The organism is Rhodohalobacter halophilus, assembly GCF_001715195.1.
GTDB lineage: Bacteria > Bacteroidota > Rhodothermia > Balneolales > Balneolaceae > Rhodohalobacter > Rhodohalobacter halophilus.
In genome coordinates this window covers 37,764-52,637 of the sequence record NZ_MDWE01000036.1, presented here as the reverse complement: position 1 = coordinate 52,637, position 14,874 = coordinate 37,764, and the positions used below count along the sequence as shown (strand labels likewise).

Genomic DNA, 14,874 nt, shown 5'->3' with positions numbered 1-14,874 from the left:
TGGTAACAAAGAGCTCTTTCTTTGAAATGAATCAAATTCAGTCGGGACTGTTCATCAAGTCGTAAATGTAGAGAATATTTCAGGGCTTAACAGAAAAAGAGGTCTTTTTTTTTATCTTAAGGTGAATCAAATTTTTAATACTCAAATTGATTGATGGTCACAGATATCTATCTATTGGTTGGTGCAGTTCTTCTGGTTGTGAGTGTGCTCGCCAGCAAACTCTCCATTCGCTATGGAATACCGTCGCTTCTCCTTTTTCTTGGAATTGGGATGGCCATTGGTTCCGACGGGCTAAACTGGATCTTCTTTGATGATTACCAACTGGCACAGTCGCTGGGTATTGTAGCACTCGCCTATATCCTTTTTTCCGGGGGGCTGGATACAAACTGGAAAAAGATTCGTCCGGTTTTATACCCGGCTTTATCCATGGCAACATTTGGTGTGTTAATTAGCGCAGTGGTTGTGGGTTTGTTTTCCGTTTGGCTGCTCAACTTCTCCTGGATCGAAGGAGTTTTACTTGGAGCCATAATCTCATCTACAGATGCAGCAGCTGTCTTTTCAGTACTTAAATCAAACGGAATGGCGTTTAAATATCGGCTGAAAGAGCTGATAGAGCTGGAGTCGGGAACCAACGATCCGATGGCTATTTTTCTAACCATCGGTTTGATATCTGTTATGGGTTCTGAGCAGTCAGATTGGTTCGATTTTTTCCTTCTTTTTATCACTCAGATGAGTTTTGGGTTGTTGTCCGGGTTTCTATTTGGAAAGATTTTTACATGGATTGTCAATAAAATCGATCTGGTTTATGAAGGGCTCTACCCGGTACTGATGATCGGCTTGATCTCATTTGTGTATGCAATTACGGATATGGTTAACGGCAGCGGATTTTTGGCGGTTTACATCGTAGGGGTTGTCATGTCGAGTTCCGGGTTTGTACATCAACGAAGTTTAACCAACTTCTTTGATGGCATCGGATGGCTGATGCAGATCGTCATGTTTTTGATGCTGGGACTTCTGGTATTCCCAAGTCAGTTAATTCCGGTTGCCGGAGTGAGTATACTTATTGCACTGGCATTGATTTTAGTTGCCCGCCCACTCAGTGTTTTTATATCGCTTCTGTTTACTAAGTACAATCGCAGGGCAAAATTGATGGTTTCCTGGATCGGCCTGAGAGGCGCAGTGCCTATTATTCTGGCTACATTTCCGCTTGTTGCCGGCCTCAACAATGCTGATGTTGTGTTTAGTATTGTTTTCTTTGTTGTAATCACATCCGTGCTTATTCAGGGAACGACAATTCCGGTTGTGGCAAAATGGCTTCACGTCAACTCTCTGTTTTTTAAACAGACGCGCTACCCAATTCAGTTCGAACCCGATGTAGATACCAAAAGTGCGCTGAAGGAGATTGTGGTCGAAGAGGATTTTAAAATCGTCGGGCAGAAAATTGTAGACCTCCACTTACCCGATAATGTGCTGATCGTACTCATCAACCGGGAAGGGAAGTTCATCGTGCCGAAAGGAACCACCGTTATTCAGCCTGAGGATAAACTCCTGCTGTTGGCGAGTAAAACAGAGCTGGATAATGCAAAGAAGATCTTAAAACAAATCAAACCAAAAGAGTAAATACTATTCTACCAATACCCTCTCTTCGCTCTGTTTCAATTCGGATGGAATTGAGCTGCAGATCGACTCTTTAAAGGCCTCAATAATTGTTTTCTTGAGGTGTTTTCTGCCATAGATCAGCCGCACTTTTCGGGAAGGAACCGGGCTCTTGAACTCTTTGATGACGGCATTTGAACACTGATTTTCCAATTGATTCACCGCTGTCCACGGGAGCAGTGTCATTCCAAAGTTTTGCTCAACCAACCGCTTTAAGGTCTCCAGGTTCCCGCTCTTAAATTCAATATCGGGATCTTTATGATCCTGGATTTCTTTACAGAGCTGAACAGTTTGATCCCGGAAGCAGTGCCCCTCACTCAGCAGCCAGATGTTGGATTGATCAAGATCGTCTATAACCAGCTGTTTCTTTTTGGTGAGCGGGTGACTTTGAGACAGGTACCCGACAAACGGCTCAACATAGAGATCTTCGGTGTATATGTAGCTCTGCTCTGCAGGAGTAGCAATAATGCCAGCATCAATCTGATCATTGCCAAGTTTCTCCAATACTTCTCCGGTTAGAAGCTCTTCAAATACAAGGTCTATATTGGGGTATTTTTTGATAAATGAACGAATAAACAGTGGGACCAGGTAGGGAGCCACTGTGGGGATAATTCCAACTTTAAACGTTCCGCGTAGCTCATTCTCCTTGAAATTTGCAATATCTGAAAGCTGTTTCGACTCCTTCAGAATGGTTTTTGCCTGAGAGATAATCTTTTCACCGATTTCTGTTGGTACAACGGGAGATTTTGACCGGTCAAATATCGTGACGCCGAGCTCATCTTCCAGCTTGTGGATCTGCATGCTGAGTGTAGGCTGGGTGACATAACTTTTTTCTGCAGCTGTTGCAAAATGTCTGTACTTGTCAACCGCAATAATGTATGATAGTTGTGTTAGCGTCATGGAATTAGAATCTTACAGAGGTCAAAGGATATCCTGATGGATGAAATTTGTTATAAGATCAAGGAAATGGTGATGAAAACCAATTAACCTTAGAGCTGAACATTGAAAACGGAACAGGTTGAGATGTCGTTTTCGCAAAATTTTCGGATAATTTAAACATCAGAAGATATGAAATTCATAGAAATGAAATTTCTCATTAGCGGCAGAGTGCAGGGAGTGGGGTTCAGGCACTTTACGAAAACAAACGCCCGGCAAATGGGAGTCACAGGCTGGGTTCGGAACCTTCCTGAAGGTGATGTGGAGACGCTCCTTCAGGGGGAGGAGAAGAAGGTGTTGGAAATGGCAGGCCTTCTTCGAGATGGCCCGCTTACCGCCAAGGTAGACACGTTGAAATTAGTTCACAAAGAGGAGAACCCTCAGGATGTGAAGGATACGTTTCAGGTTATCAGGTGAGTGAATTCAATGAACTACTTTGTTTGCGTATCTCTCCCGAAACGGCTTCAGCAAAAACTTGGGGCTATTTTGCCTGATGCCCAGGGGTGGAAAAAAGTGAAATCGAACCAGATACATCTGACCCTTCGATTTATAGGGAAAATGGATAATGAAGAGCTCATAAAATTAAGAGACGATCTCAGCCATGTAGAGTTTTCTCCATTTTATCTTGCTCTCAGTGAGGTCAGATTTTTCCCGCAAAATAAGTTTCCAAAAGTGATATGGATGGGAGTTGAAAAGTCTGAATCGTTGATTTGTTTACAAAACTCAGTTGATGATACGGTAACCGGTGTTATCGGAAGGAAGTCTGAGCACGCTTTCAATCCGCACATCACCCTTGCTCGAATAAAACAGCAGGGCATTACGAAGCAGAAGGTATTGGGCCGTTTGAGTAGCCTTCCGGTTGGGGAATCATTCGAAGTAGATCAATTTTATTTGGTGAGGAGTGAGAGAGATCATCAGGGTGCCACCCATCACAATGTTCAACAATATGACGCTAAAAGCGGAGGATAGGATGAATCTGGTCGGGAAAATTATTTTAGGGGGTGTTATTGTCTACGTTTTACTGCTGGCTGTACTCTACCTGTTTCAGGGGCAGATACTCTTTTTACCCGATCGTAATTTGATTCGAACCCCTGGCTCATTGGGGATTCAATACGAGGATGTTTGGGTTGGAACTTCTGACGGAGTTAAGATTCACGGCTGGTATTTTTTGAGTAATGAGTCGGAGAGGGTGGTGGTTCTGTCCCATGGAAATGCGGGAAATATCAGCGGGAGAATTGAAATTGCAGAGATGTTTATGGATCTGGGAGTTTCCGTACTGCTATACGACTACCGGGGATACGGGAAAAGTGAAGGGAGTCCAAGTGAAAAAGGATTTTACCGGGATATCTCTGCAGTTGTTGAGTATCTGATCGATGAAAAGCAGACTAAACCTGAGGATATCATTCTTTATGGCCGATCCATGGGCGGTGCGGTGGCTGCTTTTGCTGCGAAAAAGTTTCCCGTAGGAGGATTGGTTTTGGACTCAGCATTCATGGATGTGCCGAGTATGGCGAAACATTACTACCCGATTGTTCCGGCAATGATGGTTCGATATAAGTTTTCTGCGATTGATTACATACGAGAGATTGATGGAATTCCAGTAATGATTCTTCACAGCCGCGAAGATGAGATTGTACCCTTCAGCCATGGAAGTAAACTCTATGAAGCAGCCAATCATCCAAAGCAGTTTGTAGAGCTGAGAGGTGGACATAACGGGGTTTTTTTAACATCATACCGCACAATTAAACGGAATTGGAGCGACTTTATAAATCGGCTTTAAAAGTGAAGATAAATTTGGGTTTCTAATTCACACTTCGCAGTTCGGTTAGTATATTCTGCAATAAGAATTTTGCAATAACCCGACTGACAGAGATTTCCATTTATGTATCTGATTTTTGATACCGAAACAACCGGCCTCCCCCAGAACTACTCAGCCCCACTGACCGATTTTGACAACTGGCCGCGATGTGTTCAGCTTGCCTGGCAGGTACACGATGTAACCGGAAAATTGATCTCATCGGGAGACTACATTGTAAAACCGGATGGTTTTACCATTCCGTTTAATTCCGAAAAAGTTCACGGCATCTCTACTGAGCGAGCCCACGAGGAAGGAATTCCGCTCAATGAGGTGATGGATATCTTCAGCCGGGATCTGGAGAAGTGTACCTTTGTAATTGGGCACAACCTGGAGTTCGATCTCAACATCATGGGGTCGGAGTATCTCCGGATGGAGCGGGAAAATCCACTTACCAAACGGGTGCCGATCGACACAAAGGATGAGGCTACTGAATACTGTGCCATTCCCGGTGGTCGCGGACGTTATAAGTGGCCGACACTCGCCGAACTGCACGATAAACTGTTTGAAGTAGGATTTGAAGAGGCACACAACGCCGCTGCCGATGTGGATGCAACGGCCCGAGCATTCCTGGAGCTTGTTCGAATCGAGGTGATCAGGCCGAATCATCCACAGGACCCGGCCAAAACCCCGGAAAATCCGGCGCAGAAAATCGATGAGTCTCACTACATGCCTAAGGTGGAGGAACTCCGCAGCAGAGGGGTTACCGGTGAAGAAGATGATACAGGATCAACCATCGACCTGCCCAAAGAAGCAGCGGGAACTAAAGTTGATTCACCTTTCACTCATCTCCATAATCACTCCAAGTTTTCTGTACTTCAGGCCGCATCGGGTGTCAAGGATCTGGTGAATAAAGCGAAGGAAGACGGCATGCCGGCTGTTGCACTCACCGACCTGGGAAATATGTACGGCACATTTCATTTCACCAAAGCGGCGTATGCGGCAGGAGTTAAGCCGATTATTGGCCTGGAAGCCTATTTTGTGGAAGATCGCCATCAAAAGAAATTTACCCGTGATCATAAAGACAAGCGGTACCAGCAGATATTTCTGGCCAAAAATATGCAGGGGTACCGAAACCTGGCGGAAATGTGCTCGCTTGGTTTCATCGAAGGTTACTACTACAAGTTTCCGCGAATTGACAGGGAGCTGGTGGAGAAATATCGCGAGGGATTGATTGCCACAACCGGCGGCCTGCTGGGTGAGGTGCCCGACCTGATTTTGAATCGCGGCGAAGAGGTTGCGGAAGAAGCACTCAAGTGGTGGTACAACCTGTTTGGCGAGGATCTCTATATCGAGCTGATGCGCCACGGACTCGAGGAAGAGGAGCGCGTGAACAGTGTGCTGCTGAAGTTTGCCGAGAAGTACGGCATTAAGGTGATCGCCTCGAACAATACATTTTACATGGAGAAGGAGGACGCAAAAGCCCATGACGCTCTTCTCTGTATCGACAATAACGAGTCGATCTCCACACCGATAGGGAAAGGTCGGGAGAAACGTTTCGGATTCCCGAATGATGAGTTCTATTTCAAGACGCAGGAGGAGATGAAGGCTCTTTTTGCGGATGTGCCGGAGGCGATCTCCAACACGCAGGAAGTGGTGGATAAAATTGAGGAGATCAAACTCGAGCGGGATGTGATTCTTCCCAACTTTAAGCTCCCGGAAGGGTTTGAAACGGAAGATGATTATCTGCGCCACCTTACCGTTGAAGGTGCCAAAAAGCATTACGGCGAGCTGGATGATGAGGTGATGGAACGGATTGATCACGAGCTTAACATCATCAAAACGATGGGTTTTGCCGGGTACTTCCTGATTGTGCAGGATTTTATCATCGAAGCGAAAGAGATGGGCGTTTATGTTGGGCCCGGACGTGGTTCTGCCGCCGGTTCTGTGGTAGCTTACTGCACGGGGATTACCAATATCGACCCGCTCAAGTACGATCTGCTTTTTGAGCGTTTCCTCAATCCGGAACGTGTGTCGATGCCCGATATCGATATCGATTTTGATGATGACGGCCGCCAGCGCGTTATTGACTATGTAGTGAATAAGTATGGAATTGATCAGGTTGCGCATATCATCACATTTGGCACGATGGCTGCTCGATCCTCTGTTCGTGATGTTGCCCGGGTGCTCGACCTTCCGCTATCTGATGCTGATCGGCTTGCAAAACTTGTTCCTGAAACGATCGGGATTTCCTTGGAGGACGCCTTCAAAGAGGTGAAGGAACTCCGGGATTTGAAGGAATCCGATTCTTTGGAAGGCCGGACACTTCAGATGGCTGAAACGCTGGAAGGATCGGTTCGGAATACCGGAATTCACGCCGCGGGTGTGATTATTGCACCGGATAAGCTGACCAACTACATCCCGATCGGGACAGCGAAAGATGCTGATCTGTATGTGACGCAGTTCGACGGCAAGGTGATTGAAGATGCCGGAATGCTGAAGATGGACTTTCTTGGTTTGAAGACCCTTTCCATCCTGAAGACGGCAATTGGGTATGTAAAAGAGAATCACGGGAAAGAGTACCATCTGGACGATATCCCTCTGAATGATGAGAACACTTTTGAAATGTTCAAAAAAGGTGCAACCGTCGGGATTTTTCAGTTTGAGTCGGACGGAATGCGCAAATACCTGAAGCAGCTAAAACCAACCAAGATTGATGACCTGATTGCCATGAATGCGTTGTACCGTCCCGGCCCGATGCAGTTTATTCCCGACTACATTAAGCGGAAGCATGGTGAAGAAGAGGTTGAATATGACCACGAGGACCTGATCGATATCCTTGAGCCAACCTATGGAATTATGATCTACCAGGAGCAGATCATGATGGTGGCGCAGCGAATGGGCGGCTATTCACTCGGTGAAGCGGACGTACTCCGCCGGATCATGGGTAAAAAGAAGCCGGAACTGCTTCCGCCTGAGGAAGAGAAGTTTGTAAAACAGGCCGTTGAGAAAGGATATGACAAGAAGACCGCGAAAGAGGTTTTCGACAAGATGGCGATGTTTGCCGGATACGGGTTCAATAAATCGCACTCGGCGGCCTACTCAGTAGTGGCCTATCACACCATGTATTTCAAGGCAAACTACACCGCTGAGTATATGGCCGCGGTGTTGAGCCATAATATGAACGACATCAAAAAGGTGAGCTTCTTTATAGAGGAGTGTCAGCGAATAGGAATTCCGGTTGATCCGCCGAACGTGAATACTGCAGAAGGAAAATTTGTGGCGCGGGATGGCAGAGTTCAGTACGGGCTGCTGGCCATAAAAGGGGTTGGTTCCAATGCAATTGAGGAGCTGGTGAAAGAGCGTGAAAAGAAAGGGAAGTTCAGTTCCGTCTTTGATTTTTCTTCGCGTATAGATACTCGGGTCTGCAATAAAAAAACCATGGAGAGTCTGGCACAGGCCGGGGCTTTCGACTCTCTTCATCAAAACAGGGCGCAGCTGCTGGCCAGTATCGAAGATGTGTTAAGCTACGCCTCTCGTAAACAAGAAGAGGAGCGGCTGAATCAGGTGAGTTTGTTCGGTGAGTCATCCGGCAGCGGAGGTATGGGCGGAGAGCCGAATTTGAGGGAGTGCCCGCCATGGACAAATATTGAACGACTCAATAAGGAGCGGGAGCTGATCGGGTTTTATCTGAGCGGCCACCCGCTGGATAAGTTTAAGGAGGATGTGAAACTTTTTGCATCCCACTCACTCAATGTTGAAGAGCTCTCAAAATTGGGAGATCGCGAAAAAGTAAGAGTGATTGGAATTATTACGTCTGTAAAAAGAATCAGCGACAAGAAAGGCCGCCCGATGGCGTTTGCACAGATTGAAGATCTTGAAGGAAGTGCTGAGGTACTGATTTTCAGTGAGGTGTACGACCGGCCTCAGGGATTGATTGCCCCGGATACCGTGTTAATGTTGGAGGGAAATCTCTCTAAAAGAGATGAGCCGCCTAAAATTATGGCTTCATCGATGGAGCGGGTTGAAAATCTCCGTGAAAAGTTTCAGGCTCAGCTTCAGCTCAATATTGACCTGAAGACAGCCGAAATTTCTGAAGATGATCTCACCGAAATGGCAACACTGTTCAGTATTCACAAAGGTGAGACACCTATTAAGTTGATGGTGAGGAGTGAGAAGGCAAAGAAACCGCTGAAAATGAATATCAGAAAATTTGTGATTGAACCGAATAATGAGCTTTTAAACGGCTTGAGATCGATACTCGACAAGAAGTCGGTTCAGCTGATCCGGAAGAACGGATCCTGATAAAGCGATAAGTTTTGATGATAGTACCAATAACGATTTGATATGTGTTAGTTTAAACAATTATTCAGATCTTAGATTAATAAACAAAAAAAGAAAAAATCGATATGAGTAAACCAATTGAATTCACAGACGACAATTTTTCAGATGAAGTAGAAGGTGCATCTGAACCTGTATTAGTTGATTTTTGGGCAGAATGGTGCGGGCCGTGCAGAATGGTCGGGCCTGTTGTTGAAGAGCTTGCAGGTGAATACGAAGGAAAAGTTAAGATCGGCAAAGTAAATGTTGATCATAACTCAGAAGTTTCCGTGAAGTATGGTATTCGAAGTATCCCAACGCTGTTGATTTTTAAAGATGGCGAAGTGGTTGATCAAATTATCGGAGCCGTTCCGAAGAATCAGATCAAAAAACACCTGGATGCCCAACTGGCATAAACACTTTGTTTGACAGAGGGAAGAGGCGGCCTGATTTAATTCGGGTCGCCTTTTTTGTTTTCTCGGACCTGATAAAACAGTAAACAGGCAAAATTCCGGGTTCGCCGGAAAAATGGTTGTCATTAACACCTACAAGATTTTACAATAACGGGGCGAAATCGACAGAACTATACTGTAAATTTGTTCGTTACTCAAAAGACCTATACAACTCTCTAAAACAGATATGAGTAAAGTTTCTAAACGTATTATTATTTTTTCGGTTTTGGCCGTGGTCATCGGTTTACTTGCTTACCCTAAAGTGAAGCCTCTTTTTCAAACGAATGATGCAATGGCACAGGGAGGGCCCGGCTCGGGAGGGCAAAATGTTCTTCAGGTTGAGGCTGTGGTTATGCAGCCGGAATCGATTGAGGACAGAATTTTTACCAGTGGTACAATTCGGGCCAATGAAGTTGTGGATCTGAGTGCTGAGGCGTCCGGGATCATTACGGCTATCTCTTTTGAGGAAGGTCGGGAGGTTGAAAGAGGTGAACTGCTTGTGAAAATTAATGACAGTGAGCTTCAGGCGCAAAAGCAGCGAGCTACCTTTCGATTAAACCTTGCCGAACAGCGCGAGGAGCGACAGAGAAGGTTATTGGAGCGCGGCGGAATTTCGCAGGACGATTATGATGCCACACTGAACGAGGTGAATGTACTGCGTGCTGAACTGAACCTGATTGATGCCCAAATTGATAAAACAGAAATTAATGCTCCGTTCAGCGGTCGTATCGGCTTGAAGTATGTGAGCGAAGGGAGTTACATCAGCCCGAATACGCGGATTGCCTCACTTCAGGAGATTAATCGGGTAAAGATCGATTTTTCAGTACCTGAACGATATCTCTCCCGGGTGGATATCGGGGATAAAATTAATTTTAACGTGCAGGGTATTGATTCCACTTTTGTAGGTGAAGTGTATGCAATTGAGCCTCGAATTGACCAGCAAACCAGAACACTTCAAATCAGAGCTATTAGTGAGAACGATGACAATCTGCTCTATCCCGGTGCATTTGCAAACATTGTTCTGATTCTCGAACAAATTGATAACGCTTTGATGGTGCCGACCATCGCTGTAATTCCCGAATTGAATTCACAGAAAGTGTTTGTTGTCCGTAATGGAGTGGTTGAACAGGAGCGGGTTCAGACCGGTATGAGAACCAGCGAAAAAGTTCAAATTATAAATGGCGTTGCTGAAGGAGATACGGTGCTGACAACCGGATTGCTTCAGGTAAACCCCGGCACGGAAGTAAATGTGGTTCAACTTAATTCAAGTGCGGAGTTATGAGTCTATCGTCACTAAGTATTCGCCGGCCGGTTCTGGCCTCGGTCATGTCGATTGTGATTGTACTTTTCGGCGTGATCTCGTTCTTTAATCTCGGTGTGAGAGAGTACCCCTCTGTTGATCCGCCGATCGTTACGGTTTCCACCAGTTATGTTGGGGCTAATGCAGATGTCATTGAGTCGCAAATTACAGAGCCGCTCGAAGAGTCGGTAAATGGTATTGCCGGTATCCGAACGCTCACATCAACCAGCAGGCAGGGACAGAGTACCATTACCGTAGAGTTTGATCTTGAGATAGACATGGAGGCTGCCGCGAACGATGTGCGGGATCGGGTTTCCAGTGCACAGCGTAATCTACCGCCCGATGCAGAACCGCCTACGGTTCGAAAAGCTGACGCCGATGCTTCTCCGATTGTATTTTTGAATGTGAACAGTGATCGAAGAAACCTTCTTGAGTTAACATCCATCGCCGAAAATATTTTTAAAGAGCAGCTTCAGACGATTCCCGGAGTCAGTGAGATTCGAATATGGGGATCGCGTCAGTACGCGATGCGTCTTTGGATGGACCCCCTGAAACTCGCGGCGTACAGTGTAACACCCCTTGATGTTCAGCAGGCATTGAATCGAGAAAATGTTGAGCTTCCCTCAGGAAGAATCGAAGGAAATACCACAGAGCTTACTGTCCGTACCATGGGACGTCTAACGACACCCGAAGAGTTTAATAACCTGATCATCCGTGAAGAGGATGGGAGAAAGATCCGTTTCCGGGATATCGGGCGAGCTGAACTGGGTGCTCAGAATGAACGAACGGTATTGAAAAGAAACGGAATTCCAATGGTTGGAGTGGTGGCTATTCCCCAGCCCGGCTCCAACCAGCTTAGTATTGCAGAGGAGTTCTTTGTTCGTGTCGAAAGAATTGAGCGGGATCTGCCCGAGGATATCGATATTGCGGTAGGGTTCGATACCACCGAATATATCCAGCAATCAATCAGCGAGGTGCAGCAGACCGTATTTCTTGCGCTTGGGTTGGTAATCCTGGTGATTTTCATCTTTCTAAGAGATTTTCGAACCACCTTTATCCCAATCATTGTAATACCCATCGCGTTAATTGGCGCCTTCTTCATCATGTATGTGGCCGGTTTTTCAATAAACGTGCTTACCATGCTGGCCATCGTATTGGCCATTGGTTTGGTCGTGGATGATGCAATTGTGGTGCTGGAAAATATCTACGCTAAAATGGAGAAGGGCTTGCCAACAATAGAGGCCGGAATTCTGGGCTCCAAAGAGATCTTCTTTGCCGTTGTGGCTACGTCCCTCGCTTTGGTGTCGGTTTTTATGCCGATCCTCTTTCTGGGCGGAACCACGGGACGCCTGTTCCGTGAATTTGGAGTGGTGATTGCCGGTGCGGTAATCATTTCATCGTTCGTGGCACTGACACTCACACCGATGCTGGCAACCAAAATCCTGAAAAACGGTGCCGAAAAAAATCGATTTTACCAGCTCACGGAGCCCTATTTCAAAAAAATAAACAGTGTATACAGGAGTTCTCTTGAGTCGTTTATGAAACGAAGATGGCTGGCGTTTGTAATTCTGGCTGCTGCCGGTGTGTTGATCGGTGTTCTGTATTCCAATATCCCCGAAGAACTTGCTCCGAGTGAAGATCGCGGACAGATCAGACTGTTTGCCACAGCTCCCGAGGGTGCCTCATTTGAATACATGGACGCCTATGTTGATGACATGATCCGAACTGTTCAGCAGAACGTGCCCGAAGTTGTGGCGATGAATACGGTAACCTCACCCGGTTTTGGAGCATCAGGTTCCATAAACTCAGCGTTTAGTTTTATAAATCTGGGAGATGCCGGAGATCGGGATCGCTCTCAACAGGAGATTGCCGATCAACTCACAGGGTTGATGTCGAACCTTACAGGAGCTCAAACATTTGTTTCTCAGCCTCAATCAATCGGTAACCGTCGCGGCGGACTCCCGGTTCAGTTTGTTCTGCAGGCTCAAACGCTGGGACAGCTTGAAGATGTGATTCCCGAGTTTTTGCAGGAAGCGAATCAAAACCCGGCTTTTGTATTTGCCGAAGTAGATCTGAAATTTAATCGGCCGGAACTTCAGGTTGAGATTGAGCGTGACAGGGCCCGTGCGCTGGGCGTATCTGTTCGGGATATTGCCGAAACACTACAGCTATCACTTTCAGGCAGCCGGTTTGGATTTTTCATTATGGATGGCAAGCAATACTGGGTAATTGGTCAGATGGATCGCCAATACAGAAATGAACCGATCGACCTGAAGACGATCTATGTGCGAAGTCAGGATGGTGCGTTACTGCAGCTTGACAACCTTGTAACCGTTACCGAACGAAGCAGTCCTCCACAACTTTATCGCTTCAACCGATTTAAATCTGCAACCATCTCCGCACAGCTCGCACCCGGCTACACTATTGGGGACGGTATTGATGCGATGAATGATATTGCCGATAGAGTTCTGCCTGAATCTGTAATTACCGATCTGGCCGGACCGTCACGGGATTTTGCCGAAAGTGCCGCGAGTCTTCTATTCATATTTGCACTCGCCCTGGTGTTGATATACCTGGTGCTGGCGGCTCAGTTTGAAAGTTTTCGCGATCCGTTCATCATCCTTTTTACCGTTCCTCTTGCAATTTTCGGAACACTGGTTTCGCTTTGGTACTTTGATCAGACACTGAATATTTTTAGCCAGATTGGGGCCATTATGCTGATCGGGCTGATTGCAAAGAATGGTATTCTGATTGTTGAGTTTGCCAACCAACGCCAGGAGCAGGGGATGAATGTGATGGACGCAATTATGGACGCAGCCGCTGTTCGATTCCGTCCAATCCTGATGACGTCCATCTCAACAATTTTGGGAATTCTGCCGATTGCACTGGCAATTGGAGCCGGTTCAGAGAGCCGTTCATCCATGGGTATTGCGGTTATTGGCGGGTTGTTAATCGGTAGCTTTTTAACTCTCTACATCATTCCGGCTATCTACTCCTACTTCTCTTCCGAAAAAAGCCAGAAGCAGGAGATTCAGGAACGTGCAAAAGAAGCTGAAAAATTAGAAACTGCAAGCGTTTGATGATTTTTAAAGGACTTACTCTCTCACTACTTATCCTATTTATCTTTCAGCCCCGGAGTGCTTTTTCTCAGCAGACCATAACGCTGGAAAACGCAATCCAAATTGGGCTGGAAAATAATTTTGGGCTGCAAATCAGCCGTAATCTTCAAGAAGAGGCAGATAATAACTCTACCCTTGGAAATGCAGGACTGTTGCCCTCCGTCAATCTCTCCGCAAGCCGTACGGAAAGTATTGAAGACAGTGAGTTCAGATCGGCCGACGGCACCGGAAGCACAAATGAGGGTGCTCGCAGCACCAACACCAATGCGGCCATCAATTTGAACTGGACCCTGTTTGATGGGCTTACCTCTGTGAACCGGTATCGGAAACTGAACCGGTTGAAGGATATTAGCGACAAACAATTGCGGTTGGATACGGAGCGATTGGTAAGTCAGATCGCATCATCCTACTACAATATTATCCGGATTGCTGAGCAGATGAACGTTCTGGAGAACAATATTGAGGTGTCAATGGAGCGGATAGAAATTGAAGAGACAAAAGTGGACCTTGGGTCAGGCTCGGAGTATGAACTCCTTCAGGCACGATCAGATGTGAATGCAGACCGGGCGGCATATATCCGTGAGTCGAACCGGTTGAATGAGGCAAAGATTTTACTCAATGAGCTGCTGGGTCGTGATCCCGATACAGATTTTTCGGTAGTTCAAGATATTCAGGTAAATCGTCAGCTTTCGGAAGATGCGCTCTATAACCGTCTGATGAGTGATAATGCACAACTTGCCATAGCAAGATTTGAGCAGGAAGTTTCTTCACTTGAAGAGCGTGAAATTCGGGGCGAACGCTTGCCGGAGCTGTCTCTTACATCCGGCTACAGTTTTAACCGAAGCGAAAATGACGGCGGCTTCTTTCAGTTTAATGAGACAACCGGTTTTTCGGTAGGGTTGACGGCAAGAGTCAATATTTTCAATGGTTTTAACCTGAACAGGCGTATGCAGAATGCGCAGATCAGATCAAAAAATGCTGAATTGAACCTTGAAGGTCAGAGGCTGCGGCTTCAATCTGATTTTCGAATGATCTACCGCACCTATCAAAACAACATTGAGCTGGTGGATCTGGAAGAGGAGAACCTGGCAAATGCTGAAGAGACTCTGGATATTGCGTTGGAGAGATTTCGGCTCGGTTCCATCAGTTCACTGGAGTTTAGAGAGGCGCAGCGGACGTTTATCGCCGCTGAAAACCGGCTTATCAATGCGATGTATGAAGCAAAAATTGCAGAAACCCAACTCCTGGAGCTGACCGGGGAGATTGAACAGCTTTTTGCAGCAACGGATTGATGTT

General features: G+C 46.3%; 10 protein-coding genes. 9 read left to right on the top strand and 1 reads right to left on the bottom strand.

Annotated features, from left to right (window positions below):
- Positions 1-153 precede the first annotated feature (153 nt).
- Positions 154-1,620: a potassium/proton antiporter gene (locus tag BG260_RS10240; protein WP_069132340.1), complete on the top strand. Its 1,467-nt coding sequence runs from the start codon at positions 154-156 to the stop codon at positions 1,618-1,620.
- A 3-nt stretch (positions 1,621-1,623) separates the two neighbouring features.
- Here BG260_RS10240 and BG260_RS10235 read toward each other — a convergent pair whose 3' ends face one another.
- Entirely contained in the window at positions 1,624-2,556 is a 933-nt protein-coding gene (locus tag BG260_RS10235) for a hydrogen peroxide-inducible genes activator (protein ID WP_069132339.1), read from the bottom strand.
- Positions 2,557-2,724: 168 nt separating this feature from the next.
- Here BG260_RS10235 and BG260_RS10230 point away from each other — a divergent pair, with 168 nt between their 5' ends.
- The 8 genes from BG260_RS10230 to BG260_RS10195 all read left to right on the top strand — a co-directional run bounded on the left by BG260_RS10230 (position 2,725) and on the right by BG260_RS10195 (position 14,870).
- The gene (locus BG260_RS10230; RefSeq protein WP_069132338.1) at positions 2,725-3,009 is read left to right on the top strand and encodes an acylphosphatase; all 285 of its coding nucleotides are present in this window, start codon (positions 2,725-2,727) and stop codon (positions 3,007-3,009) included.
- 9 nt (positions 3,010-3,018) lie between these two features.
- Positions 3,019-3,561 (top strand): RNA 2',3'-cyclic phosphodiesterase, encoded by a 543-nt coding sequence (gene thpR / locus BG260_RS10225; protein WP_069132336.1) that lies wholly within the window; start codon positions 3,019-3,021, stop codon positions 3,559-3,561.
- The gene (locus tag BG260_RS10220) at positions 3,539-4,372 is read left to right on the top strand and encodes an alpha/beta hydrolase (protein WP_176719477.1); all 834 of its coding nucleotides are present in this window, start codon (positions 3,539-3,541) and stop codon (positions 4,370-4,372) included. The genes thpR and BG260_RS10220 overlap by 23 nt, the downstream gene beginning before the upstream one ends.
- 102 nt (positions 4,373-4,474) lie before the next feature.
- Positions 4,475-8,692 carry a DNA polymerase III subunit alpha gene (dnaE, locus tag BG260_RS10215; protein WP_069132334.1) on the top strand — a complete coding sequence of 1,406 codons (4,218 nt, stop codon included), beginning with the start codon at positions 4,475-4,477 and terminating at the stop codon, positions 8,690-8,692.
- 104 nt (positions 8,693-8,796) lie between these two features.
- On the top strand, positions 8,797-9,123 hold the full coding sequence (gene trxA / locus BG260_RS10210; RefSeq protein WP_069132332.1) for a thioredoxin: 327 nt from the start codon (positions 8,797-8,799) through the stop codon (positions 9,121-9,123).
- A gap of 223 nt (positions 9,124-9,346) precedes the next feature.
- Positions 9,347-10,441 carry an efflux RND transporter periplasmic adaptor subunit gene (locus tag BG260_RS10205; protein ID WP_069132330.1) on the top strand — a complete coding sequence of 365 codons (1,095 nt, stop codon included), beginning with the start codon at positions 9,347-9,349 and terminating at the stop codon, positions 10,439-10,441.
- Positions 10,438-13,539 (top strand): efflux RND transporter permease subunit, encoded by a 3,102-nt coding sequence (locus BG260_RS10200; RefSeq protein WP_069132328.1) that lies wholly within the window; start codon positions 10,438-10,440, stop codon positions 13,537-13,539. The genes BG260_RS10205 and BG260_RS10200 overlap by 4 nt, the downstream gene beginning before the upstream one ends.
- On the top strand, positions 13,539-14,870 hold the full coding sequence (locus BG260_RS10195) for a TolC family protein (RefSeq protein ID WP_069132326.1): 1,332 nt from the start codon (positions 13,539-13,541) through the stop codon (positions 14,868-14,870). Before BG260_RS10200 ends, BG260_RS10195 begins: the two co-directional genes overlap by 1 nt.
- The last annotated feature ends 4 nt before the right edge of the window (positions 14,871-14,874 follow it).

What these genes read in the sequence shown, in the direction of transcription:
- dnaE (WP_069132334.1), top strand. Translation starts at nt 4,475, where the DNA reads ATGTATCTGATTTTTGATACCGAAACAACCGGCCTCCCCCAGAACTAC.
- BG260_RS10200 (WP_069132328.1), top strand. Translation starts at nt 10,438, where the DNA reads ATGAGTCTATCGTCACTAAGTATTCGCCGGCCGGTTCTGGCCTCGGTC.
- trxA (WP_069132332.1), top strand. Translation starts at nt 8,797, where the DNA reads ATGAGTAAACCAATTGAATTCACAGACGACAATTTTTCAGATGAAGTA.
- thpR (WP_069132336.1), top strand. Translation starts at nt 3,019, where the DNA reads ATGAACTACTTTGTTTGCGTATCTCTCCCGAAACGGCTTCAGCAAAAA.
- BG260_RS10230 (WP_069132338.1), top strand. Translation starts at nt 2,725, where the DNA reads ATGAAATTCATAGAAATGAAATTTCTCATTAGCGGCAGAGTGCAGGGA.
- BG260_RS10240 (WP_069132340.1), top strand. Translation starts at nt 154, where the DNA reads ATGGTCACAGATATCTATCTATTGGTTGGTGCAGTTCTTCTGGTTGTG.
- BG260_RS10195 (WP_069132326.1), top strand. Translation starts at nt 13,539, where the DNA reads ATGATTTTTAAAGGACTTACTCTCTCACTACTTATCCTATTTATCTTT.
- BG260_RS10205 (WP_069132330.1), top strand. Translation starts at nt 9,347, where the DNA reads ATGAGTAAAGTTTCTAAACGTATTATTATTTTTTCGGTTTTGGCCGTG.
- BG260_RS10220 (WP_176719477.1), top strand. Translation starts at nt 3,539, where the DNA reads ATGACGCTAAAAGCGGAGGATAGGATGAATCTGGTCGGGAAAATTATT.
- BG260_RS10235 (WP_069132339.1), bottom strand. Translation starts at nt 2,556, where the DNA reads ATGACGCTAACACAACTATCATACATTATTGCGGTTGACAAGTACAGA.